Here is a 23,139-nt window from a genome sequence, read left to right on the forward strand (position 1 = left end):
CCGCTGGTGATGCGTGTGCGTGTTCAGTTGCTGGCTGGTGCTGCCTGTTGCTGGCTGGTCAGCCGGCCATGCGGCGGGTCGCCTCTTCGAGGCGGTCCGCGATGGTCCCGTTGATGACCTCGTCGCCGACGCGCACCTGGATCCCGCCGAGGACCGTGGGGTCCACGTCGAGGTTGAGGTGCATCTGGCGACCGTAGAGCTTCGCCAGTGCGCCACCGAGACGCTGCTTCTGCAGCTCCGTGAGCGGCACCGCCGACGTGACCACCGCGACCATGCGGTCCCGGCGCTCCGCGGCGAGCACGGACAGGGACTCGAGTCCCGCCTCCAGGCTACGTCCACGGGCGTGCGTCACAAGACGCACGATGATGCGCTCGGTCACAGCGTTGGCCTTGCCGCCGAGCAGGTTGCGCAGCAGCGTGCTCTTGGCGGAGGCCGTGGCCTTCCGGTCGGTCAGTGCGGCCCGCAGCTCGGTGCTGGACGTGACGATCCGGCCGAACCGGAACAGCTCGTCCTCGACGTCGTCGAGCGCACCGGCCTGCTGGGCGGCGGTGAGGTCGGCGGTGTCCGCCAGCTCCTCCACCGCGTCCACCAGGTCACGGGACTGCGACCAGCGGGAGCGGACCATGCCGGAAACCAGGTCAGCGGCCTCGCCGCCCACCTGACCGCTCAGCAGTCGCGCGGCAAGCTCGGCCTTGGCCTCGCCGGCCTGCGCCGGGTCGGTCAGGACCCGACGCAGCGACACCTCGCGGTCGAGCAGCGCGGTGACGGCGGCCAGTTCGCCCGCGAGCTTCGCCGCGTCGACCGACGTGTTGTCGATCAGCGCGTCGAGACGCTCACGTGCGGCAGCCAGTGCCTCGCGGCTCGCTCCGTTCATCGCGCGGCCTCGGCCTTCTCCTCGAGCTCGCCGAGGAAACGGTCGATCGTGCGGCTCTGCCGGGCGTGGTCCTCAAGGGACTCGCCGACGAGCTTGCCGGCCAGGTCGGTGGCGAGCTTGCCCACGTCCTGGCGCAGCGACAGTGCGGCCTGCTTGCGGTCCGCCTCGATCTGGGTGTGGCCGGCGGCGATGATTTCCTCGCGCTGGCGCTGACCCTCTGCGCGAAGTTCTTCCTTCAGCACAGTGCCCTGTTCCAGCGCCTCCTGGCGCAGGCGGGCGGCCTCGTGGCGGGCCTCGGCGAGCTGAGCCTTGTACTGCTCAAGCACGCTCTGGGCTTCGGTCTGAGCTGCATCGGCCTTCTCGATACCGCCCTCGATCGCCTCACGACGCTCGTCCAGGACCTTGTTGATGGCCGGGAGGAGCTTCTTTGCGAGGAAGAAGAAGACGATGGCGAAGGCGATCAGCCCGACGACGAACTCGGGGCCGGGCGGGACGAGGGGATTCTGCTCCTCGGTCGCCGCCAAAACCAGCGCGTTCACATCAATGCCTTTCGTCGAAAAGAGCTGTTCGTAGCGATACGTCAGCTGCCGTAGACGAACGGCATGACGATGCCGATCAGGGCGAGCGCCTCACAGAAGGCGAAGCCGAGAATCTGGTTGGCGCGGATCAGGCCGGCAGCCTCGGGCTGACGGGCCAGCGCCTGGGTGCCGTTACCGAAGATGATGCCGACGCCGACGCCGGGGCCGATGGCGGCGAGACCGTAGCCGATGGAGCCGAGGGCCTTGAGGTCGCCGGACACGGCGGCGAGGTTCGTGAGAGCAGCGGACATGCCGGTTCTTCCTTCTCTTTCACGGACCGGTGGGGGTTGGCCACCGGACATCTATGGGGTGGGTGGGGCGGGGCTCAGTGGTGCTTGGCGAGCGCGCCCTGGATGTAGGTGCAGGCCAGGAGTACGAAGACGTACGCCTGCACAAGCTGCACGAAGAGCTCGAAGACGATCATGACCATGGTCATGACGAACGAGACGCCGGCGGCGGGGATCATCCAGCTGTTCAGCAGGTACCAGCTGGAGACGGTGAACATCACCAGCAGGAGGTGACCGGCGAACATGTTCGCGAACAGTCGAACCATGTGCGTGAACGGCCGGACGAGGACGTTGGAGAAGAACTCGATGACGACGACGAGCGGCAGAACCGCGCCGAGCGACTTGTCGTAACCGGAGACGTTCTTCAGGCCGCCGATGAATCCGTGCCTGCGGAAAGTCAGCGACATCCAGAGCACGTAGACGATGAGCGCCAGCGCGGCCGGGAAGGCGATGATCGAGCTCACCGGGAACTGCATGAGCGGGATGACCGACCAGATGTTCATGATCCAGATGAAGAAGAACAGTGACACCATCAGTGGCACGTACTTCTCACCCTCCCTCTTGCCGAGGGTCTCGTAGACGATGCCGCGGCGTACGAAGTCGTAGCCCGCCTCACCGATCATCTGAAGCTTGCCCGGCACGAGCTTGGGCTTGCTGAACGCCGCCCAGAAGAAGCCGACGACCAGCACGGTCGAGATGAGCGCCAGAAGCATCGGCTTGTTGAACTCGTAGCCACCGACGGTGAACATCGGCTTGAAGAGAAAGGAGTGCAGGCCCGGGGCCGGGAATCCACAGCCGTTGTCGGCGAGGATGCGGCAGCTCCAATCGAAGGCGAGCGTCGTCTTTTCAGCACTCACCGCGGGCTCCTTCAGCGTGGCGCATAGGTACGGCAACCTCGTTGTGTCGGCGCGGCAAGCGGCCGCGGTTCGGCACTGGACTGGTGTAACGGATGTGGGGGCGGCTGTCAGGCGTTGAGCCTCGCGTTGGAACAGGCGTCAGCTCGGATGCCCGCGCCCGCAGTGCCGCAGTTGGCACCGGACGATAGCAGGATCCCGAACGCGCCTTTATACCGGCCCTACCCTTCATGACGAAGACCCCGAGTTCTTGGGCTTCCGCGTCTCGGAGGGCTCCGGTTCCACGTAAAGAATCTTGGCCTTCATGTGCGCACGCGCCTGAGCGGCGATCCACACGAGCGTGGTAGCGACCAAAGTGATCGCGAACGCCTTGGGGTTGAACAGGGTGGTGTCCTTGAACAGCGCCACGAAGACGAACAGCAGCAGCAGTTGGGTGGTGTAGAGCATCAGCCCCATCGCCTGGAACAGCTGCGGCAGCGACTTCGCGGTCCGCTGGAGCACAACGAGCCCCACCCCCATGAAGAGGATCACCACCAGCGTCGCGACGACGGCCCCGAGCGCACCCTCGCCGCCCGCGACCACAGCACTGACAACGGCGGCGATCGCGCCGGCGGCAGCGGTGGGTACGGCGGTCTGGAGAAGGCTCCGGACGTCGTTGGACGGCATGGCGGCAGCTCCGCTTGTTGGTGGGGGGCAGTAGGTGTCGTCATGGACGAGCGTAGGCCGGGACGGAGGTGTTACCTCGTGCCCGAAGGACCGTCGTACCGGTGCCCTTCGGCCCTGTCGCCGGGTCTCGTGAACGGTATCACAAACTATTTGATGAGGTCTTTACCAACCGGGTGTGCTGACTGTCACACATGAGAGTGACCCCGCCCGTCTGTGCGCGACAGGGTGGCCCTTTGTCTGGTATTGGGCGTGAAGCGCCAATTCGTCAGCGGGGCGTGCCGGCCTTGCGTCGCTCGGGGAAGCGCGAACGGGGACCGATCGCGGTCGCTCCGTTGACGCCGGCCTGTCCCATCCGCACGGGTGTGCGGTCCTCGGGCTCCGTACGCTCGTGCGCCTCGTCGGCCTCCTCCGCCTCCCGCGAGGCGGCCCCGGACGGCTGTGCGGCGCGGTGGCGCCTGCGGTAACGCGGCGGGAGGAAGGACTCCGCCCAGCGCGGGGCCCGCGGGGTGAAGCGCGGGAGGAGGAGCAGGACCAGGCCGACCGCGCTCAGCGCGACGATGCCCAGCAGGATCCACATGCTGGCCGAGTTCACGGAGTACGCGACGGCGCCGAAGGCGATCAGGGCCGACCAGAAGTACATGATCAGCACGGCCCGGCTGTGCGAGTGGCCGATCTCCAGCAGGCGGTGATGCAGGTGTCCGCGGTCGGCAGCGAACGGCGACTTGCCCTGCCAGGTACGCCGCACGATCGCCAGCAGCAGGTCCGCCACCGGGATCGCGATGATCGACAGCGGCAGCAGCAGCGGGATGAAGACCGGCAGCATCGCGTGCGTGGCCTCGCGGGTGCTGCCGCCCCCCACGAAGAGCCTCATCGCGTCGGGGTCCACCTGGCCGGTGACCGAGATCGCGCCGGCCGCCAGCACCAGGCCGATCAGCATCGATCCCGAGTCGCCCATGAAGATTCTGGCCGGGTGCATGTTGTGCGGCAGGAAGCCCAGACACATGCCCATGAGGATCGCGGCGAAGAGGGTGGCGGGGGCGGCCTCCTCGATGCCGTACCCGTACCAGATCCGGTACGCATACATGAAGAACGCGCCCGACGCGATGCACACCATGCCCGCGGCGAGCCCGTCGAGGCCGTCCACGAAGTTGACCGCGTTGATGGTGATGACGACGAGCGCGACCGTGAGCAGGTTTCCCTGCCAGGCGGTCACCGACACCTGGCCGACGCCGGGCACGGGGAGCCACAGGATCGTCAGTCCCTGCATGACCATGACGCCGGCGGCGATGAACTGGCCGCCCAGCTTGATCAGCGCGTCGATCTCGAACTTGTCGTCCAGTACGCCGATGAGCCAGATCACCGCGGCGCCGGACAGCAGCGCCCTCGGCTCGTTCGACAGCTCGAAGGCGCTGTGCAGATTCTGCGAGTGGTCCGCGACCAGCAGACCGGCGCACAGCCCGCCGAACATCGCGATGCCACCGAGCCGGGGTGTCGGCTCCCGGTGCACGTCACGGGCTCGGATCTCGGGCATGGCACCGGTCGCGATGGCGAACTTCCGCACCGGTCCCGTCAGCAGATAGGTCACTGCCGCCGTGACACAGAGCGTCAGCAGATATTCACGCACAGGCTGCCCCACAGGTATTGCCGACCATCTCAGCCCCACACCCTAGCTTTGCGACTACACGCTAGAGGACATACGGGTACCCGAGATGGTTGCACGACGCGCGCTCAGGCCGCGCGCTCAGGCGGGACGAGGCGGGAATTGCGACGTGAGACCGCGCACCTTGCCGGCCGCACCGCCGTCCTCACGGAGCGCCAGCGCGAAGATCTCCGCGATCCGCTCCATCTCCCGCTCCCCCATGCCCTGGGTGGTGACGGCCGCCGCACCCAGGCGGATGCCGCGCTCGTCGCCGTACGGCAGGGCGCAGGTGTCCAGGACCACGCCGGCAGCCGCCAGCAGGCCGCGGGCCGCGCGGCCCTCCAGGCCCAGGGGGGCGGGGTCGGCGGTGATCAGGTGGGTGTCGGTGCCACCGGTGGTGACAGTCAGGCCCCGGGCGGCCAGTCCGTCGGCGAGCGCGCGGGCGTTGGTCACGACCTGATGGGCGTACGTCGCGAAAGCGGGCGTCGCCGCCTCACCGAACGCGACCGCCTTCGCCGCGACCGTGTGCATCTGGGCGCCGCCCTGTGTGAAGGGGAAGACAGCCCGGTCGATGCGCTCGGCGAGGTCCGCGCCGCACAGCAGCATGCCGCCGCGCGGGCCACGCAGCACCTTGTGCGTGGTGGCGCACACGACGTCGGCGTACGGGACCGGGCTGGGCGCCGCTCCCCCGGCGATCAGGCCCATGGGGTGGGCGGTGTCCGCGATGAGGTAGGCGCCGGTCTCGTCGGCGATCTCGCGGAAGTGGGCGTAGTCGGGGTGCCGGGGATAGGCGATGGAGCCGACGACGATGGCCCGGGGGCGGTGCGTACGCGCGAGAAGGCGCACCTGGTCGTAGTCGATGAGGCCGGTGTCGGGGTCGACGCCGTATCCGATGAAGTCGAACCAGCGGCCGGAGAAGTTCGCCGGGGAGCCGTGCGTGAGGTGCCCGCCGTACGGGAGCCCCATGGCCAGCACGGTGTCGCCGGGCCGCAGCAGGGCGGCGTACGCGGCGAGGACGGCGGCCGAGCCGGAGTGCGGCTGGACGTTGGCGTGCTCGGCGCCGAAGAGGGCCATGGCCCGCTCGACGGCGATGCGTTCGGCCACGTCGACGAGCTCGCAGCCGCCGTGGTGGCGGGCGCCGGGGTAGCCCTCGGCGTACTTGTTGGCGAGCGGGGAGCCGAGGACGGCGAGGACGGCGGGCGAGGTGAAGTTCTCGGCGGCGATCAGCTGGAGGCCGGTGGCCTGGCGCCGCGCCTCGCCGAGGACGACATCGGCGATCTCCGGGTCCTGGCGGCGCAGCGCGTCGAAGCCGGGGGGTGCGGCGGCGGGTGCGGCGGCGGGTGCGGTGCTGACCGGCATGGCTGGCTCCGGGCCTGGCGAAGGGGTGGTGCGGCCCCTCCAATGTAGGACGGCCCCCGCCGACCCGCCCGGCGGAGGAGGGCCGATTCTTTCCCCACCCCACCCCGCCCCTTCCCGAAAGTCCTCAATCGCCGGACGGGCATTTTTTCGCCGGGCCGGATGCGCACGTGCGGAACGTCGCCCTCAACGCAAGGCACATCGGCCCGTCCGGCGTTTGAGGACCGGGGTCCGGGGCGACGCCGTTCAGGGGCGGCGGGCAGCCGGGGTGCCCGTCAGGGCTGTGACGACCGGGTCCAGTGCCGTGTGGATCTCGTCCCCGACGGACCGGAAGAAAGTGATCGGCGCCCCGTACGGGTCGTACACCTCGTCCGCCTCGACGCTCGGGGCGAGCAGCCACCCCCGCAGCGCCGCCGCCGCCCGTACCAGCGCCCGCGCCCGCTCCACCACCCCGTCCTGGACGGGATCCGGCAGCGTCGCCGGGTCGATGGCCCGTACGAGCCGGGTGAACTCCTTCAGCGTGAAGGTACGCAGACCCGCCGAGTGGCCCATCGAGATGACCTGCGCCCGGTGGTCCCGCGTCGCGGTGAGGACGAGGTCGGCACGGATGACGTGCTCGTCGAGCAGCTCGCGCCCGGTGAAACCGGCCGCGTCCGCGCCGAAGTCGGCGAGGACCGCGGCCGCGTTGGCCTCCATGGGCGCACCCTCGTGCCCCCAGGTGCCCGCGCTCTCCACGACGAGGCCGCAGGCGAGCCGCTCGCCGAGGCGGTCCGTCAGGGCATGGCGGGTCAGCCGCTCGGTGATCGGCGAGCGGCAGACGTTGCCGGTGCTGACGTGGAGGATACGGAAGGTGTCGCTCGTACTGCCTTCGGCTATGCCACGCCCGTCAAGGGCGGTCAACTGGCCACCTCGAGGTCGGGTACGACCTTGCGCAGTTCCTCGGCGTCGAGCGCGCCGGCCCGCAGCAGGACCGGGACCTTGCCCGTGACGTCGACGATCGACGACGGGACGATGCCGGGGGTGGGGCCGCCGTCGAGGTACACGGAGACGGAGTCGCCGAGCATTTCCTGGGCGGCGTCGCAGTCCTCGGGCGCGGGGTGTCCCGTGAGGTTGGCGCTGGACACGGCCATCGGGCCGAACTCGGTGAGCAGTTCGATGGCGACGGGGTGCAGCGGCATCCGGACGGCGACGGTGCCGCGGGTCTCGCCCAGGTCCCACTGGAGGGACGGCTGGTGCCGTGCGACGAGGGTCAGGGCGCCGGGCCAGAACGCGTCGACGAGCTCCCAGGCCTGCTCGGAGAAGTCGGTGACCAGGCCGTGCAGGGTGTTCGGGGAGCCGATGAGGACGGGCGTGGGCATGTTGCGGCCCCGGCCCTTGGCCTCCAGGAGGTCGCCGACCGCCTCGGAGCTGAAGGCGTCGGCCCCGATGCCGTAGACCGTGTCGGTCGGCAGGACGACCAGCTCGCCGCGACGGACGGCGGCCGCGGCTTCGCGCAGACCGGTCTTACGGTCGGTCGCGTCGTTGCAGTCGTATCGCCGTGCCATTTAACGGGCCTCCTCGTGCGGGAACTGGATGCTACGGCCGGCGGTCACGGCATGGCCTTGCGGGCGGTCGCGAAGCGGGGCCGGTTGTTCAGGTCGGGGTGGTCGGCCGCGTCGGCCCAGCCCCGCTCCTCGGTGAAGATCCACGGCACCTGACCGCCCTGCGTGTCGGCGTGCTCGATGACGACGACGCCGCCGGGGCGCAGCAGGCGGTGGGCGGTGCGTTCGATGTGGCGGATCAGGTCGAGGCCGTCCTCGCCGGAGAAGAGAGCCATCTGCGGGTCGTGGTCGCGGGCCTCGGGTGCGACGTACTCCCACTCGGTGAGTGGGATGTACGGCGGGTTGGAGACGACGAGGTCGACCTGGCCGTCGAGCCGGGGCAGCGCGGTCCGTGCGTCGCCCTGGTGGACGGTGACACGCGAGCCCTCGGCGTTCTTACGGGTCCACTTGAGGGCGTCGTCGGACAGCTCCACCCCGTGCACGCGGGCGCGCGGCACCTCTTGCGCCATGGCGAGCGCGATGGCGCCGGAGCCGGTGCACAGGTCGACGATGAGCGGCTCGACGACGTCCATGGCGCGTACGGCGTCTATCGCCCAGCCGACGACCGATTCGGTCTCGGGGCGGGGCACGAAGACGCCGGGGCCGACCTGGAGCTCCAGGAAGCGGAAGAAGGCGCGTCCGGTGATGTGCTGCAGGGGTTCGCGGGCCTCGCGGCGGGCGATCGTCTCCCAGTAGCGGGCGTCGAAGTCGACGTCCTTGACGTTGTGCAGCTCTCCCCGCTTGACGCCGTGCACGAACGCGGCGAGCTCCTCCGCGTCGAAGCGCGGTGAGGGCACGCCGGCGTCGGCCAGCCGCTGGGTGGCCTGAGCCACCTCGGCGAGCAGCAGATTCATCCCGGTCCTCCGGCTTGCAGGGGTGTTACTGGGTGTTCTGGCTTTATCCGGCTTTACTGCGCGGCCGCGAGCTTGGCAGCGGAGTCGGCGTCGACACAGGCCTGGATCACGGCGTCCAGGTCGCCGTCGAGCACCTGGTCCAAGTTGTACGCCTTGAAGCCGACTCGGTGGTCCGAGATCCGGTTTTCCGGGAAGTTGTACGTACGGATCTTCTCCGAGCGGTCAACCGTGCGGACCTGGCTGCGGCGTACGTCGGAGGCTTCCTGCTCGGCGGCTTCCTGGGCGGCGGCGAGCAGCCGCGAGCGCAGGATGCGCATGGCCTGCTCCTTGTTCTGGAGCTGGCTCTTCTCGTTCTGGCAGGAGGCGACGACACCGGTCGGCAGGTGTGTGATGCGTACGGCGGAGTCGGTGGTGTTGACGGACTGGCCGCCGGGGCCCGACGAGCGGTAGACGTCGATGCGCAGGTCGTTGGCGTGGATCTCGACCTCGACCTCCTCGGCCTCGGGCGTGACGAGCACGCCGGCCGCGGAGGTGTGGATACGACCCTGGGACTCGGTGGAGGGCACGCGCTGCACGCGGTGCACGCCGCCCTCGTACTTCAGCCGCGCCCAGACGCCCTGCCCGGGCTCGGTCGCGCCGTTGCCGCCCTTGGTCTTCACCGCGACCTGGACGTCCTTGTAGCCGCCCAGCTCGGACTCGGTGGCGTCGATGATCTCGGTCTTCCAGCCGACGCGCTCGGCGTAGCGCAGGTACATGCGCAGTAGGTCGCCGGCGAACAGGGCCGACTCGTCGCCGCCCGCGCCCGCCTTGACCTCCAGGATGACGTCCTTGTCGTCACTGGGGTCGCGCGGAACCAGGAGCAGCCGGAGCTTCTCGGTGATCTCGTCGAGCTGCTTGGCGAGGACCTTGGCCTCGGCTGCGAAGTCCGGGTCGTCGTGGGCGAATTCGCGGGCCGTCTCGATGTCCTCGCCGGTCTGCTTCCAGGCCCGGTAGGTGCCGATGATCGGGGTCAGTTCGGCGTAGCGCTTGTTCAGCTTGCGCGCGTTCGCCTGGTCGGCGTGGACCGAGGGGTCGGCCAGCTTCTTCTCAAGATCGGCGTGCTCGCCGATCAGGTCCTCGACCGCCTCGAACATCTTCGGGCTCCTGGGTTGGGTCAAACGAAGTCAAACGAAAGAAACATGCACCCGTGCGTCACGGCAGCGTGTGCGTCACGACAAAGCGCCGGTCCTCCCCGCCCCTGTACGGAGCGGCCGAGGACCGGCGCAGTGGCTCGCTACTTCGCGGCGGAGCCGGCCTTGCCGAAGCGGGCCTCGAAGCGGGCCACACGGCCACCGGTGTCGAGGATCTTCTGCTTGCCCGTGTAGAACGGGTGGCACTCGGAGCAGACCTCGGCACGGACGGTGCCGCTGGAGATGGTGCTACGGGTGGTGAACGAGGCACCGCAGGTGCAGCTGACCTGGGTCTCGAAGTACTCGGGGTGGATTTCGCGCTTCAAGGTGTCTCCTAGTTTCGGGAGGGCGCCGGGTCGCACGGACGGATTGCGCGTGCGTGAACCGGAGCCGACGTACCAGTCTGCCAGCACTGGGCGTATCTCCCAAAACCGGGGACGGGGCGAAACTATTCCCCGGCCGTTCCCCGGCCGTTCCCGGCTGTGTCGCAGTGTCTCAGCCGCTGCCGACGACCTTGCCCGCGTCGCCCTTGTCCCCCGCGGAGTCCTTGGTCGCCGAGGCCGGTATCGGCTTGTCCTGGCGCAGCGCGGCCCAGACCTGGCGGCCGGCGCCCTTGAGCGGGAGTACGCGGTTGGGGTCGGCCGGGTCGTACTGCACCGGCAGCGTCACCATCTTCATGTTCCCCGGGCCGATGTCGCTCAGCCCGCGCGCGAAGCCGGCGAGATCGTTGACGGAGGCCAGGTCGGAGTCGGTGGTGACGGTGCGGGTGGCGGTGTTGGCGATGTCGTACAGCTTCTTGGGGTCGCTGAAGACGCCGACGTCCTTGACCTGCTTGATCAGAGCCTTGATGAATGCCTGCTGGAGCTGGATGCGGCCGAGGTCACTCCCGTCGCCGACGCTCTTGCGGGTGCGTACGAGACCGAGCGACTGCTCGCCGTCGAGGGTGTGCGTGCCGGGCTTCAGGTCGAGGTGGCTCTTGTCGTCGCTGATGGCCTGCTTGGTGGTGATCTCCACCCCGCCCAGGTCGTCGATGAGCTTCTTGAAGCCGGTGAAGTCGACCTCGACGTAGTGATCCATGCGGATGCCGGACAGCTTCTCGACGGTCTTGACGGCGCAGGCCGGGCCGCCCGCCTGGTACGCGGTGTTGAACATCCGGTGGGTGCCGCCCGGGTCGGTGGGGCCGCCGCTGTCCGATGCGCAGGAGGGGCGGGTGACGAGGGTGTCGCGCGGTATCGAGACGACGCTGGCCTTCTTGTGGCCCTTGTACACGTGCACGACCATCGCGGTGTCGGAGCGGGCACCGCCCTCGTCCGTTCCGTACTTGGCGTTGTCGCCGGAGCGGGAGTCGGAGCCGAGGACGAGGATGTCCTGGGAGCCGTTGTCGACGTCGTCGGGACGATCGGTGCCGAGCTGGGTGTTGATGTCAACGCCCTGGAGATTGCCGTTGAGGTGGAAGTAGACGTAACCGAGTCCGGTGCCGCCGAGCAGCACCACGCCCGCGGCGGCCCACGCGGTGACGGTCGCCGTCCTGGCGCGGCCGGTGGGCGCCTTCCGGCGCCTGCCGGTCCCCCGTATTCGGCCACTCCTGCTCTGCTCGGTCATGTTCTCTTCAGCCCCGATCGGTTTCGGTCTCCTGCCGTGCTGGACGACGGATCAGCGAGAAGGGTTGCACAACGCCCTGCGGCCCCTGCTGGGGGCAGGGGCCGCAGGGCGGGCTCGGGGGGTCCGGGCGGGTGGCTCGGAGTCCCGCCTCTCACCAGGGTTTTCAGCCGAAGATGTTGTACTGCTGCCAGCCGGGGCCGATCTTGACTCGTGTGGCGAAGATCTCCGACGAGGCCTTGCCGGTGCCGGGATAGAGGTAGAGCGTGCCGCCGGGCGTACGGGCGAGGTAGTCGGCCCTGCCGTCGCCGGTGACGTCACCGGCCGCGTCGAAGGCGTTGTACCCGCTCCACGTCCGCACCTTCTGCTTGGCGGCGAATGCGCCGCTGCCGGCCTTGCCCGTGCCCTTGTAGAGGAACATCTCGGAGGTGCCGGACTTGCGGGTGATCAGGTCGGCCTTGCCGTCACCGGTGAAGTCGCCGTTGCCGCGGACCGAGTTGAACTGGCTCCAGCCCGTGCCGACTTTGACGCGGGTCGAGAAGGTGCCGTTCCCCTTGCCCGGGTAGATCCACAGCGTGCCGCCGGAATCGACCGACAGCAGGTCGGGCAGGGCGTCGCCGGTGACGTCGCCGGGCACCACGATCTGACGGCGGGAGCTCCACCCGGACGCGATCCGGTTCTCGGCCCACGTTTCGGTGGACGGCACCCAGTGCAGCCACCAGACGTCGCCGCCGGTCGTGCGGATGACGATGTCCTCGTAACCGTCGCGGTTCAGGTCGGTCTGCAGGATCACATTGGCGCCGCCGAAGTCGCCCCAGGCCTCGCGCGCCGCGAACGACGTGCCCTTGGAGGTGTACTGGTAAAGGGTGCCGCCGGAGCTCTTTCGGGCGAAGACGTCGGAGCGGTGGTCGCCGGTCAGGTTGGTGTCGTCGACGCGCGGGACGACGGATCCGGCGTACGAGCTGACCTTGGCGTAAACGCTGTAGGCGCCGCGCTCCACGCAGTCCTCGATGCCCCAGGAGACGACGCCGACGATCCTGCCGCCGACGACCAGGGGGCCGCCCGAGTCACCGTTGCAGGCGCTCTTCGTGTCCTGCTGGCCGTTTGCGGGCTCGCCCGCGCACACCATGTGGCCCTTGACGAACTCGCCGCCGAGCTGCCAGTTGCGGCAGGTGGTGTCGGAGTTGATGGGCAGGGTCGCCTTGCGCAGGGTCGGCGAGAGGTCGTAGCTGGTGGAGCTGGTGCGGCCCCAGCCGTAGACGGTGGCCTGCGTCCCCGGCTTGTACGACGTGATGTCGTCCGACTTCGTGATGTTGATCGGCTTGGCCTTGACCGGCTCGGCCAGGGTCAGCACCGCGATGTCGTTGTCGAGCGTGAAGTCGCTGTACGACGGGTGGTTCCACTGCCGGTGGACGCCGGTCAGGGTGCCGCCGTGGCCCGGAGTGTCCGCCAGCTTCTCCGTGCCTGTGACGACGACGCCCCGGTTCTTCCAGTCGGCGCCCTTGACGCAGTGCGCGGCGGTGAGAATCTTCGTCGGGGCGATGACGGCGCCGCCGCAGAAGAACGAGTTGTCGCCGTCGTCCAGGAAGAGCTGCGCCATCCACGGTGCCGAGGCGATGGTCGTCGAGACACCGCCGATGATCTTCGGGTCGATCCTCCCGCCCGCCGAGAATTTCGACGCCGCGGCCGGCTGCTCGGCCGTCTTGGCGGCGGACGCCAGGCGAGCCCGCAGCTCGGCCTGCGACGGCGTGCTGACGGCCGGCTCGGCCTTCGGCGTCGGCAGTGGCACCGCGGCGTTGGCCGGTGCCATCAGCATCGTGCCGGCCACCGCTGCCACCAGGGTGACGGCTGCGGCCGGCACGGCTTAGCGCATGCGGCGGCGGTGCTTCCCGCTCTGCTTGCCAGAGATCACTCGGGACTCCCGTTCAGAGGTCAGTAAGAGCGCCCCAAATGGATCCCCCCACCTGCGGCCGCATGATCGTACGGCCGACTCCCCTGCTCAAGCGGCCACTTGTGACCAATTCGTGAACACAACTTGGCAACATCCGTACGCAGGCCGGTCTTGGGCCGACCGGCAATTGGGGGCCGCGTACAAAAAAAAGCCGCCCCGTCACTTTCGTGACGGGGCGGCCAAGTTGGCGCTGCGGCGGTCAGTCGTTGCCGTTGCCGGACGACGGGGTCGTCTTGGCGATCTGCATCAGGAACTCGGCGTTCGACTTGGTCTGCTTCATCTTGTCCAGCAGCAGCTCGATCGCCTGCTGCGAGTCGAGCGCGTGCAGCACCCGGCGCAGCTTCCAGACGATGGCGAGCTCTTCCGCGTTGAGGAGGATCTCCTCCTTGCGGGTGCCGGACGGGTCGACGTCGACAGCCGGGAAGATGCGCTTGTCGGCGAGTCTGCGGTCGAGCTTGAGCTCCATGTTGCCGGTGCCCTTGAACTCCTCGAAGATCACCTCGTCCATGCGCGAGCCGGTCTCGACGAGCGCGGTGGCCAGGATGGTCAGCGAGCCGCCGTCCTCGATGTTGCGCGCCGCACCGAAGAAGCGCTTCGGCGGGTAGAGCGCGGTCGAGTCGACACCACCGGACAGGATGCGCCCGGAGGCCGGGGCCGCGAGGTTGTACGCACGGCCCAGACGGGTGATGGAGTCCAGCAGTAGGACCACGTCGTGACCCAGCTCGACGAGACGCTTCGCGCGCTCGACGGCCAGTTCGGCGACGGTGGTGTGGTCCTCGGCCGGGCGGTCGAAGGTCGAGGAGATGACCTCGCCCTTCACCGACCGCTGCATGTCGGTGACCTCTTCCGGACGCTCGTCGACCAGGACGACCATCAGGTGGCACTCGGGGTTGTTGATTGTGATCGCGTTGGCGATCGCCTGCATGATCATGGTCTTGCCGGTCTTCGGCGGGGCCACGATCAGTCCGCGCTGGCCCTTGCCGATCGGCGCGACGAGGTCGATGATCCGGGTCGTCAGGACGCCCGGGTCGGTCTCCAGGCGCAGCCTGTCCTGCGGGTACAGCGGCGTCAGCTTGTTGAACTCCGGGCGCCCGCGACCGGAATCGGCCGCCATGCCGTTGGAAGAGTCCAGCCGTACGAGCGCGTTGAACTTCTCGCGGCGCTCGCCGTCCTTGGGCTGGCGGACGGCGCCGGTGACATGGTCACCCTTGCGCAGACCGTTCTTGCGGACCTGGGCCAGCGACACGTACACGTCGTTGGGGCCCGGCAGGTAGCCGGAGGTCCGGATGAACGCGTAGTTGTCGAGGATGTCCAGGATGCCCGCGACCGGGATCAGGACGTCGTCGTCGGAGACCGGCGGGGCGTCGCTGCCGAAGTCGTCGCGGCCACGACGGCCACGGCGGTCGCGGTAGCGGCCACGGCGGCCACGGCGGCCACCATCGAAGTCGTCGTCGTCCTGGGGGCCGGTGTTCTGGCCGCCCTGACCGCCTTGGTTGCCCTGGTTGCCCTGGCGCTGCTGGCGCTGACCGGCCTGGTCGTCGCCCTTGCCACGGTCACGGCGCTCGCCGCGGTCCTGGCGGTCACTGCGGTCACTGCGGTCGCGCTGCTCACCGCGCTCGCCTCGGTCGCGCTGGGTGCCGCGCTCGCGGCGGTCGCCGCGCTGGCCGCGCTCGGGGCGGTCACCCCTGCGCCCCTCGACGCTCTCCTGCGCGGGCGCTCCCGCCGCGGCCTCGGCCTTCGCGGCCTCCGGCTGCGGGTCCGTCTTGACCGCGGCCGGGGCCTCGGTCCTCACCTCGGTGGCGACAGCCGTCTCGGGGCTGCCCGCCTGGGCGGTCGCACGGCGCCGACGGCGCTCGCCGGCCGGCTGGTCGTCGCTGGCAGGCTGACCGGGAATGTCGATCTGCTGCTGGGCGGCGGCCTTCTCGGCGACGGGCGCGGCGGCCGGGGCCGCGGCGGTGTCGTCGTCTCCGGTACGTGCCTTGGAGGTGGCGCGGCGCTTCGGCTTGGTCTCGGCGGTGGAGCCGGCGGTGTCGGCGCTCTTCGCCGGGGCTGAGCCTCCGGCTTGCGTCTCCTTGATGACCTCGACCAGCTGGCTCTTGCGCATCCGCGCGGTGCCTTTGATCCCGAGGCCGGACGCGACCTGCTGCAGCTCGGCCAGAACCATGCCGTCGAGGCCGGTGCCGGAGCGGCGGCGCCGTGCGGCACTACCAGTGGCAGCACCTGCGGCGGGCGCGGCGTTGTCGACATTGTTGTCGGCAGTCACGCCCATCAGATCGGTGGTGTCGCTCACGAAGGGTCCTTCCCTGGAGCGGACGTCGGCCTGTCTGGCTCGGCGACCGGTTGTGCTGTCCGACTGCGGTCTTGGCAACCGTGCCGGGGCGGTGGTCCGCCGGGTAACGGCGGAAGAATGAAGAACGTGCTGGGGGTCCGGCTCATGCCGGTTCCGGAGCGGGCTCGAAACTGCTCAGGCAGGCTGCTCAGGCAGTTGGGGAGGCTCCCGGAAGAAGGGTGGTCCCGAACGGGGACACGATGCACCGCGCCACAAAGACGTCGGATGCAGACTTGAGATTAACACTACCGGATCCAACAAATATTCCCCCTCTCGTTCACCCGCAATCGCGTGTTACTGAGAACCCAGCGGCAGAACGCTCGCCCCCATGGCGTCGAGAGCCAGCCGGTTCGCCGCCCACCCCTCGCCCGCCAGCCGCGCGACCTTGTCGGCCGCACTGTCCTCGACCAGAGCGAGCACCGTGGGGCCCGCCCCGGAGACCACCGCGGGGACGCCGTCCGCGCGGAGCCGGTTGACCAGAGCCAGGCTTTCCGGCATCGCCGGGGCCCGGTAGTCCTGGTGGAGCCGGTCCTCGGTCGCCGCGAGCAGTAGCTCGGGGCGCCTGGTCAGCGCCTCCATGAGCAGCGCGGCGCGACCCGCGTTGGCCGCGGCGTCCACATGGGGGACGGTGCGCGGCAGCAGCCCGCGGGCAGTCTCGGTCAGCACGGGCCTTCCGGGTACGAAGACCACCGGAACGATGGAATCCGCCGGGTCCATCCTGATGGCCCTGGCCGCGCCCCCCTCGGTCCAGGCGAGGGTGAATCCGCCGAGCAGGCAGGCGGCCACGTTGTCGGGGTGGCCCTCGATCTCGGTCGCCAGCTCCAGCAGCGCCGCGTCGTCGAGGCGTGCGTCGCCGCCGGTCGTGACGGCGCGGGCGCCGACGATGCCGGCGCAGATGGCGGCGGACGAGGAGCCCAGGCCACGGCCGTGCGGGATGCGGTTGGCGCAGACGACCTCCAGACCGCGCGGCTGTCCGCCGAGCAGGTCGAAGGCGATGCGCAGCGACCGTACGAGCAGGTGGCTCTCGTCGCGGGGCAGGGTCTGCTCGCCCTCACCCGCGATGTCGACGTGCAGCCCGGAGTCGGCGACCCGGACGACCACGTCGTCGTAGAGCCCCAGCGACAGGCCCAGGGCATCGAAGCCGGGACCGAGATTGGCGCTGGTGGCGGGGACGCGCACCCTTACGGCGGCGGCGCGGAAGGCGGGACCGGCCATCGCTCGACGACTCTCCTTGGGACTACTGCGGGACTGCGGGACTGCGCGGTTTCAATGAAGTACGAACACCCGATGGCCACGACGGCAACAGCACCGCGGCATATGCGGCGGGGCGGGTTCATTACAGCCTATCGAAGGATGGTTCCGCGACGACATAGGGCGCACAGGAGGCGCACGATGCGTGTCGCGAGCCATCCTGTGCGTCCATTTCCCGCATTACGGGGCTTTACACCCTGGGGCAGGGCTGCGTGTGACTACGCGAGCCCGAGGCGCTCAGCGGCGGTGGCGGCGTCCACGGGGACCGTGACGGGCTGCGGCGCTCCGGCCACCGCCCAGTCCGGGTCCTTCAGGCCGTTGCCGGTCACCGTGCACACGATCTTCTGTCCGGGGTCGACCTTGCCTTCGTCGGCCGCCTTGAGCAGTCCGGCGACACTGGCCGCCGAGGCGGGCTCGACGAAGACGCCCTCCTGGGAAGCCAACAAGCGGTAGGCGGACAGAATCTGACGGTCCGTCACCTCGTCGATGAAGCCGCCGGACTCGTCCCGCGCGTCGAGGGCGTACTGCCAGGAAGCGGGGTTGCCAATGCGAATCGCGGTGGCGACGGTGTGCGGGTCCTTGACGATCTCGCCACGCACGATCGGCGCCGAGCCTGAGGCCTGGAAGCCCCACATCCGGGGGGTGTGCGTGGCGATGCCGTCGGCCGCGTATTCGCGGTAGCCGCGCCAGTACGCCGTGATGTTGCCGGCGTTGCCCACGGGCAGGACGTGGATGTCCGGGGCGTCACCGAGCGCGTCGACGATCTCGAAGGCCGCGGTCTTCTGGCCCTCGATACGGACCGGGTTGACCGAATTGACCAGCGCCACCGGGTAGTTGTCGGACAGACTGCGGGCCAGCGTCAGGCAGTCGTCGAAGTTTCCGTCGACCTGGAGGATCTTGGCGCCGTGAACCAGCGCCTGGCCCATCTTGCCGAGCGCGATCTTGCCCTGCGGCACGAGAACGGCGCAGACCATGCCCGCCCGTACCGCATAGGCGGCCGCGGACGCCGACGTGTTGCCGGTGGAGGCGCAGATGACGGCCTTCGCGCCCTCCTCCTTGGCGCGGGTGATCGCCATGGTCATGCCGCGGTCCTTGAAGGACCCGGTGGGGTTGGCGCCCTCGACCTTGAGGTGCACCTCGCAGCCCGTGCGCTCGGAGAGGACCTGCGCCGGGACGAGCGGCGTGCCGCCCTCACGGAGTGTGACGACGGGCGTGGCCGCCGTCACCGGGAGACGGTCCCGGTACTCCTCGATGATGCCGCGCCACTGGTGGGTGCCGTTGGTGGTCATGGGTCCCTTACTCCCCTTCAACACGCATGATGCTCGCGACACCGCGCACGGTGTCGAGCTTGCGCAGCGCATCGACGGTCCCCGAAAGGGCTGCGTCGGGCGCGCGGTGGGTGACGACGACGAGGGATGCCTCGCCGCTTCCGTCCTGTCGGACTTGCTGGCGCACCGTGTCGATGGACACGGCGTGCTCGGCGAAGACCGTCGCGACCTGGGCGAGTACGCCCGGCTTGTCGGCCACGTCGAGACTGATGTGGTACCGCGTGACGACCTCGCCCATCGGGCTGACAGGCAGCTGGGTGTACGCCGACTCGCCGGGTCCCGTGGTCGCGGCGACCAGGTTCCGGCAGACGGCGACGAGGTCGCCCAGTACGGCGGAGGCGGTGGGCGAGCCGCCGGCGCCGGGGCCGTAGAACATCAGCTGCCCGGCCGCCTCGGCCTCGATGAACACCGCGTTGTACGCCTCACGGACCGAGGCCAGCGGGTGGGTCAGCGGGATCATCGCGGGGTGGACACGCGCGGTGACGGACTTGCCGTCGGCGGCGCGCTCGCAGATCGCGAGGAGCTTCACGGTGCAGCCCATGCGCTTCGCGGACGCAATGTCGGCGGCGGTGACCTCGGTGAGGCCCTCGCGGTGCACGTCGCCGATGCGCACCCGGGTGTGGAAGGCGATACCGGCCAGGATGGCCGCCTTCGCGGCGGCGTCGAAGCCCTCCACGTCGGCGGTGGGGTCGGCTTCGGCGTACCCGAGGGCGGTGGCCTCGTCGAGCGCCTCGGAATATCCGGCGCCGCTCGTGTCCATCCGGTCGAGGATGAAGTTGGTGGTGCCGTTGACGATGCCGAGCACGCGGTTGACCTTGTCCCCTGCGAGGGACTCGCGCAGCGGCCGTACCAGCGGAATCGCGCCGGCCACGGCGGCCTCGTAGTACAGGTCCCGGCCGTGCTCCTCGGCGGCGGCGTGCAGGGCCGCGCCGTCCTCGGCGAGCAGCGCCTTGTTCGCGGAGACGACCGAGGCGCCGTGCTCGAAGGCGCTGGTGATCAGGGTGCGGGCCGGCTCGATGCCGCCGATGACCTCGACCACCACGTCGATGTCGCCTCGTTTGACCAGGGCCGTCGCGTCGGTGGTGATCAGCGCCGGGTCGATGCCCTCACGGACCTTCGCGGGGCGGCGCACGGCGACCCCGGCCAGCTCGACCGGGGCGCCGATGCGGGCGGCGAGGTCGTCGGCGTGCGTCGTCATGATGCGCGCCACCTCTGAGCCGACCACACCACAGCCCAGCAGCGCCACCTTCAGCGGACGCGTACGCATCATCCGACCTCGATTCCTGTTCTTGCTTGAGTGTGAACCAGTCTCACTCACCGGACGGGAGTTTCTGCCTTCGGTCCAGATTGCGAGACATGTATTTCATCAGCCGACATCAAGTCGCAGAAGATCTTCCTCCGTCTCGCGCCGGACGATCACCCGTGCCTGCCCCTCGCCGACGGCCACGACGGGCGGCCGCAGCGCGTGGTTGTAGTTGCTGGCCATCGAGCGGCAGTACGCACCCGTGGCGGGCACCGCGATCAGGTCGCCGGGGGCGAGGTCGGCGGGCAGGAAGGCGTCCCGGACGACGATGTCGCCGCTCTCGCAGTGCTTGCCGACGACGCGGGCCAGCATCGGTTCGGCGGCGGAGGTCCGCGAGACGAGGGCGACGCTGTACTCGGCGTCGTAGAGGGCGGTACGAATGTTGTCGGACATGCCGCCGTCGACACTGACGTACGTCCGCAGCCCAGCCAGCGGCTTGATGGTGCCGACCTCGTACAGCGTGAAGGCGGTCGGTCCGACGATGGCGCGGCCCGGCTCGACGGAGATGCGGGGGGTGCGCAGCCCGTGCGCCTCGCATTCGCGGGTGACGATCTCGGTGAGCGCCTTGGCGATCTCCCCCGGCTCGCTGGGGTCGTCCTCGGAGGTGTACGCGATGCCGAGGCCGCCGCCGAGGTCGATCTCGGGCAGCTCGACGCCGTGCTCGTCGCGCACTTCGGCGAGCAGCTGGACGACGCGCCGGGCGGACACTTCGAAACCCGCCATGTCGAAGATCTGCGACCCGATGTGCGAGTGGATGCCGATGAGCTCCAGCCCGTCGAGCCTCAGCGCCCGCCGGACGGCCTCGGCGGCCTCCCCGCCGGCGAGGGCGATGCCGAACTTCTGGTCCTCGTGGGCGGTGGCGATGAACTCGTGCGTGTGGGCCTCGACGCCGACGGTCACCCGGATCTGCACCCGCTGGCGCTTGCCGAGGCCCTGCGCGATGTGCGCGACGCGGACGATCTCCTGGAACGAGTCGAGGACGATGCGCCCGACACCGACGCGCACGGCGCGCTCGATCTCCTCGGACGACTTGTTGTTGCCGTGGAAGGCGATGCGCTCGGCGGGCATGCCGGCGTCGAGGGCGGTGGACAGCTCCCCGCCGGAGCAGACATCCAGATTCAGCCCCTCCTCCCGCAGCCAGCGCACAACGGCACGGCTCAGGAACGCCTTGCCCGCGTAGAACACATCCGCGTCCCGGCCGAAGGCGTCGGCCCAGGACCGGCAGCGGGCGCGGAAGTCGGCCTCGTCGAGGAAGTACGCGGGCGTGCCGAACTCCTCGGCGAGCCGGGTCACTTCGATCCCGCCGACGGTGGCCACACCGTCGTCATTGCGCCGTACGGTCCGCGCCCAGACCTTTTCGTCGAGGGCGTTGAGGTCGGCGGGCGGGGCGGAGTAGTGGCCCTCGGGGAAGACGTCGGCGTGACGGGGCCCGGCGGGGTGTGCGGAACGGCTCATGGTCCTTCTGTCTCTCTCACAGATGTTCGGGTGCGCTGATGCCGAGGAGGGACAGGCCGCCGGCGAGCACCGTCCCGGCGGCCTCGGCGAGGGCCAGCCGGGAGCGGTGGGCGACCGAGGGTTTCTCGTCGCCGAGGGGCAGGACGGTGTGCTGGAACGCCAGGAACGCGTCGGCGGTGACTTCGAGGTGCCGGGCCAGCCGGTCGGGAGCCTCGCGGCGGGCGGCGGTGGCGAGGACGCCGGGGTACGAGCCGAGCGCGGCCAACAGGGCGGCCGAAGGGGCGGGGCCACCCGCCCCCCTGTCTCCCCCGCCCCCCATGTCCCCGTAGGCACGGGTGAAGCCCAGGTGGTCCGCGCCGCGGGTGAGGGCACAGGCCCGGGCGTGGGCGTACCGGATACGGAAGAGAGGGTTGCTCGCGCGCTGGGCGAGCAGGTCGTCGTCGAAGCGTGGGCGGTCATGGGCCACGGGCCGCAGCATCGCCCAGCGGGCGGCGTCGGGGCCGAAGCGGCGCAGGAGCTCGCGGGCGGGGACACCGGCGGGGACGGGGCGTGCGCCTGACGTGGGGTACTCGGCCGGGGGCAGCGCCATGGGCGGCACCATGTCCAGCGCCTGGCCGTCGGTCTCGACCCCCAGCGCGGCCCAGTCGGGGTCGACGGCCACGAGGGGAGCGCCCTCCACCCGTACGTACCGTACGTCGGCGCCCTGCGACCGCAGAATCCTGCCGACGACCTGGGCGACGACGGCAGCCCGGATCTCGGCGGGATGGATCTCGGCGGGGCGGTCGAGCGGCCGGACCTGCCCGGCGAGGGCGTCCCCGTACCCGAAGCGGCTCCCCTGCTCCAGCACGTCACGTGCGAGCCCGTACTGCGCGGTCGCATCCAGGGTGATGTTGAGGAACCCGGGGCCGGTGATCTCGACGGCGGCGATCCCGGGGCTCTGGGCAAGGCCCTTGCGGAGCGTCTCGGCGATCTGGAGCGCCGGGACACCGGCGTCGCGGGCGAGACGCATCGCCACGTTGGTCGCGTAGTCCCCGCGCCCACCCGGCCGCGACCGCTCGACCTGCACCCGTTCGGGCACGGCCGCCCGCAGCCCGCCCTCCTCGACGGCGCGGCGCACGGAGCGCAGCACGGTGCGCGAGAGATCGGCGGGGGTCACGGGACAAGCGTATGGGAGGAGGGGGGCACTTCCGCGACCCGGTTTCGCGATGTGGTCAGCCCGGTCAGCCGACCGTACGCCCCGCCTGCCCGGCTTGATGCCTGCCGTCGGCGGACGGCGGGGCCTCCCTGAGCATCAACTCCCGTACGATCCTGACCAGCTCGGCCGGCTCGAACGGCTTGGGGAGAAAGGCGTCGACACCGGCGGCGAACCCGGCGTCCACATCGGCCCGCGTACAGGCACTGACGATCGCGACGGGCAGATGCGCGGTCCGCGGATCGTCACGCAGCCGAGCGGCGGTCCGCAACCCGTCGAGGCGCGGCATCACGACGTCCAGCGTGATCACGTCGGGCCGGACGCCGTGCACGATGTCCAGGCACTCGACACCGTCAGCCGCGGTCACCACCTCGAAGCCCTCCAGCTCGAGGTTGACCCTGATCAGCTGCCGGATGACCTTGTTGTCGTCCACAACAAGCACGCGGCCGGACACGCCTGGCACAACTCGAGAGTAGGTTGCCCCCCGCCACCGCGTCCGGCTTTTCCCCACTTCTCCCCCGCGCGGGGGACGCGGTTCCGGTGCGTGAGGGCCGCGCGGGGGCCGATTGAACTGTTCCTGGACACCCGTCAGGAGCTGGTAGTGTTCAACCCGTCGCCGCTCACCGCGGCGGTACGCCCCCGTAGCTCAGGGGATAGAGCAACGGCCTCCGGAGCCGTGTGCGCAGGTTCGAATCCTGCCGGGGGCACTCCGGAACAAGGCTCTGACCAGCAGAAATGCCGGTCAGGGCCTTTCTTGTGCGTACCAAGACGCGTGCGGCCAGGTTGGCCATGTGCAGCTGACTGCCATCAGGGCTCTGCCCAGGGGTGTTTGGGAAGCCGGCGTGGGACAGTTGCGCATTCCCCGTCCCACGCA

The 23,139-nt window shown here is 69.9% G+C and carries 21 protein-coding genes and 1 tRNA gene; 1 reads left to right on the top strand and 21 read right to left on the bottom strand.

Annotated features, from left to right (window positions below):
* Positions 1 to 58: 58 nt before the first annotated feature.
* The 21 genes from ACU6WZ_RS07375 to ACU6WZ_RS07475 all read right to left on the bottom strand — a co-directional run bounded on the left by ACU6WZ_RS07375 (position 59) and on the right by ACU6WZ_RS07475 (position 22,776).
* The gene (locus ACU6WZ_RS07375) at positions 59 to 874 is read right to left on the bottom strand and encodes a F0F1 ATP synthase subunit delta (protein ID WP_447032313.1); all 816 of its coding nucleotides are present in this window, start codon (positions 872 to 874) and stop codon (positions 59 to 61) included.
* Positions 871 to 1,413: a F0F1 ATP synthase subunit B gene (locus tag ACU6WZ_RS07380; protein ID WP_447032314.1), complete on the bottom strand. Its 543-nt coding sequence runs from the start codon at positions 1,411 to 1,413 to the stop codon at positions 871 to 873. The genes ACU6WZ_RS07375 and ACU6WZ_RS07380 overlap by 4 nt, the downstream gene beginning before the upstream one ends.
* A 41-nt stretch (positions 1,414 to 1,454) precedes the next feature.
* Positions 1,455 to 1,703: an ATP synthase subunit C-like protein gene (locus tag ACU6WZ_RS07385; RefSeq protein ID WP_070343060.1), complete on the bottom strand. Its 249-nt coding sequence runs from the start codon at positions 1,701 to 1,703 to the stop codon at positions 1,455 to 1,457.
* Positions 1,704 to 1,777: 74 nt separating this feature from the next.
* Complete coding sequence (gene atpB / locus ACU6WZ_RS07390; RefSeq protein ID WP_447032315.1) at positions 1,778 to 2,596, bottom strand: F0F1 ATP synthase subunit A; 819 nt, start codon at positions 2,594 to 2,596, stop codon at positions 1,778 to 1,780.
* Between the two features lie 225 nt (positions 2,597 to 2,821).
* Positions 2,822 to 3,259, bottom strand: a complete 438-nt coding sequence (locus tag ACU6WZ_RS07395; RefSeq protein WP_447032316.1) for a Cg1360 family ATP-synthase-associated protein — start codon at positions 3,257 to 3,259, stop codon at positions 2,822 to 2,824.
* A 265-nt stretch (positions 3,260 to 3,524) separates the two neighbouring features.
* Positions 3,525 to 4,883 (bottom strand): MraY family glycosyltransferase, encoded by a 1,359-nt coding sequence (locus tag ACU6WZ_RS07400; protein WP_447032317.1) that lies wholly within the window; start codon positions 4,881 to 4,883, stop codon positions 3,525 to 3,527.
* Positions 4,884 to 5,000: 117 nt separating this feature from the next.
* On the bottom strand, positions 5,001 to 6,257 hold the full coding sequence (gene glyA / locus ACU6WZ_RS07405; protein ID WP_447032318.1) for a serine hydroxymethyltransferase: 1,257 nt from the start codon (positions 6,255 to 6,257) through the stop codon (positions 5,001 to 5,003).
* 243 nt (positions 6,258 to 6,500) lie between these two features.
* On the bottom strand, positions 6,501 to 7,154 hold the full coding sequence (locus ACU6WZ_RS07410; RefSeq protein ID WP_447032319.1) for an arsenate reductase/protein-tyrosine-phosphatase family protein: 654 nt from the start codon (positions 7,152 to 7,154) through the stop codon (positions 6,501 to 6,503).
* Positions 7,151 to 7,798: an L-threonylcarbamoyladenylate synthase gene (locus ACU6WZ_RS07415; RefSeq protein ID WP_447032320.1), complete on the bottom strand. Its 648-nt coding sequence runs from the start codon at positions 7,796 to 7,798 to the stop codon at positions 7,151 to 7,153. Before ACU6WZ_RS07415 ends, ACU6WZ_RS07410 begins: the two co-directional genes overlap by 4 nt.
* Positions 7,799 to 7,842: 44 nt before the next feature.
* On the bottom strand, positions 7,843 to 8,688 hold the full coding sequence (prmC, locus tag ACU6WZ_RS07420; RefSeq protein WP_447032321.1) for a peptide chain release factor N(5)-glutamine methyltransferase: 846 nt from the start codon (positions 8,686 to 8,688) through the stop codon (positions 7,843 to 7,845).
* Between the two features lie 53 nt (positions 8,689 to 8,741).
* On the bottom strand, positions 8,742 to 9,821 hold the full coding sequence (gene prfA / locus ACU6WZ_RS07425; RefSeq protein ID WP_447032322.1) for a peptide chain release factor 1: 1,080 nt from the start codon (positions 9,819 to 9,821) through the stop codon (positions 8,742 to 8,744).
* A 140-nt stretch (positions 9,822 to 9,961) separates the two neighbouring features.
* Positions 9,962 to 10,183, bottom strand: coding sequence for a 50S ribosomal protein L31 (gene rpmE, locus ACU6WZ_RS07430; RefSeq protein ID WP_447032323.1), 222 nt, complete (start codon positions 10,181 to 10,183; stop codon positions 9,962 to 9,964).
* Between the two features lie 169 nt (positions 10,184 to 10,352).
* Entirely contained in the window at positions 10,353 to 11,459 is a 1,107-nt protein-coding gene (locus tag ACU6WZ_RS07435; RefSeq protein ID WP_447032324.1) for an LCP family protein, read from the bottom strand.
* A 163-nt stretch (positions 11,460 to 11,622) separates the two neighbouring features.
* On the bottom strand, positions 11,623 to 13,317 hold the full coding sequence (locus tag ACU6WZ_RS07440) for a trypsin-like serine protease (RefSeq protein WP_447032325.1): 1,695 nt from the start codon (positions 13,315 to 13,317) through the stop codon (positions 11,623 to 11,625).
* Between the two features lie 289 nt (positions 13,318 to 13,606).
* Positions 13,607 to 15,697 (bottom strand): transcription termination factor Rho, encoded by a 2,091-nt coding sequence (rho, locus tag ACU6WZ_RS07445; protein WP_447032326.1) that lies wholly within the window; start codon positions 15,695 to 15,697, stop codon positions 13,607 to 13,609.
* A 333-nt stretch (positions 15,698 to 16,030) separates the two neighbouring features.
* Positions 16,031 to 16,951: a homoserine kinase gene (thrB, locus tag ACU6WZ_RS07450; RefSeq protein WP_447032327.1), complete on the bottom strand. Its 921-nt coding sequence runs from the start codon at positions 16,949 to 16,951 to the stop codon at positions 16,031 to 16,033.
* A gap of 254 nt (positions 16,952 to 17,205) precedes the next feature.
* Positions 17,206 to 18,276: a threonine synthase gene (gene thrC, locus ACU6WZ_RS07455; RefSeq protein ID WP_447032328.1), complete on the bottom strand. Its 1,071-nt coding sequence runs from the start codon at positions 18,274 to 18,276 to the stop codon at positions 17,206 to 17,208.
* A 7-nt stretch (positions 18,277 to 18,283) separates the two neighbouring features.
* Positions 18,284 to 19,585: a homoserine dehydrogenase gene (locus ACU6WZ_RS07460; protein ID WP_447032329.1), complete on the bottom strand. Its 1,302-nt coding sequence runs from the start codon at positions 19,583 to 19,585 to the stop codon at positions 18,284 to 18,286.
* Positions 19,586 to 19,681: 96 nt separating this feature from the next.
* Complete coding sequence (lysA, locus tag ACU6WZ_RS07465; RefSeq protein WP_447032330.1) at positions 19,682 to 21,073, bottom strand: diaminopimelate decarboxylase; 1,392 nt, start codon at positions 21,071 to 21,073, stop codon at positions 19,682 to 19,684.
* Between the two features lie 16 nt (positions 21,074 to 21,089).
* Positions 21,090 to 22,229: an ArgS-related anticodon-binding protein NrtL gene (nrtL, locus tag ACU6WZ_RS07470; RefSeq protein WP_447032331.1), complete on the bottom strand. Its 1,140-nt coding sequence runs from the start codon at positions 22,227 to 22,229 to the stop codon at positions 21,090 to 21,092.
* Positions 22,230 to 22,293: 64 nt separating this feature from the next.
* Positions 22,294 to 22,776 (bottom strand): response regulator, encoded by a 483-nt coding sequence (locus ACU6WZ_RS07475; protein WP_447032332.1) that lies wholly within the window; start codon positions 22,774 to 22,776, stop codon positions 22,294 to 22,296.
* Between the two features lie 124 nt (positions 22,777 to 22,900).
* Here ACU6WZ_RS07475 and ACU6WZ_RS07480 point away from each other — a divergent pair.
* A tRNA-Arg gene (locus tag ACU6WZ_RS07480) sits at positions 22,901 to 22,972 on the top strand.
* Positions 22,973 to 23,139: the final 167 nt, after the last annotated feature.

The organism is Streptomyces hypolithicus (assembly GCF_052934925.1).

Coding starts and splice junctions, on each gene's coding strand:
- ACU6WZ_RS07375 (WP_447032313.1), bottom strand. CDS start 874: ATGAACGGAGCGAGCCGCGAGGCACTGGCTGCCGCACGTGAGCGTCTC.
- ACU6WZ_RS07385 (WP_070343060.1), bottom strand. CDS start 1,703: ATGTCCGCTGCTCTCACGAACCTCGCCGCCGTGTCCGGCGACCTCAAG.
- ACU6WZ_RS07395 (WP_447032316.1), bottom strand. CDS start 3,259: ATGCCGTCCAACGACGTCCGGAGCCTTCTCCAGACCGCCGTACCCACC.
- glyA (WP_447032318.1), bottom strand. CDS start 6,257: ATGCCGGTCAGCACCGCACCCGCCGCCGCACCCGCCGCCGCACCCCCC.
- ACU6WZ_RS07415 (WP_447032320.1), bottom strand. CDS start 7,798: ATGGCACGGCGATACGACTGCAACGACGCGACCGACCGTAAGACCGGT.
- prmC (WP_447032321.1), bottom strand. CDS start 8,688: ATGAATCTGCTGCTCGCCGAGGTGGCTCAGGCCACCCAGCGGCTGGCC.
- prfA (WP_447032322.1), bottom strand. CDS start 9,821: ATGTTCGAGGCGGTCGAGGACCTGATCGGCGAGCACGCCGATCTTGAG.
- ACU6WZ_RS07435 (WP_447032324.1), bottom strand. CDS start 11,459: ATGACCGAGCAGAGCAGGAGTGGCCGAATACGGGGGACCGGCAGGCGC.
- thrB (WP_447032327.1), bottom strand. CDS start 16,951: ATGGCCGGTCCCGCCTTCCGCGCCGCCGCCGTAAGGGTGCGCGTCCCC.
- thrC (WP_447032328.1), bottom strand. CDS start 18,276: ATGACCACCAACGGCACCCACCAGTGGCGCGGCATCATCGAGGAGTAC.
- ACU6WZ_RS07460 (WP_447032329.1), bottom strand. CDS start 19,585: ATGATGCGTACGCGTCCGCTGAAGGTGGCGCTGCTGGGCTGTGGTGTG.
- lysA (WP_447032330.1), bottom strand. CDS start 21,073: ATGAGCCGTTCCGCACACCCCGCCGGGCCCCGTCACGCCGACGTCTTC.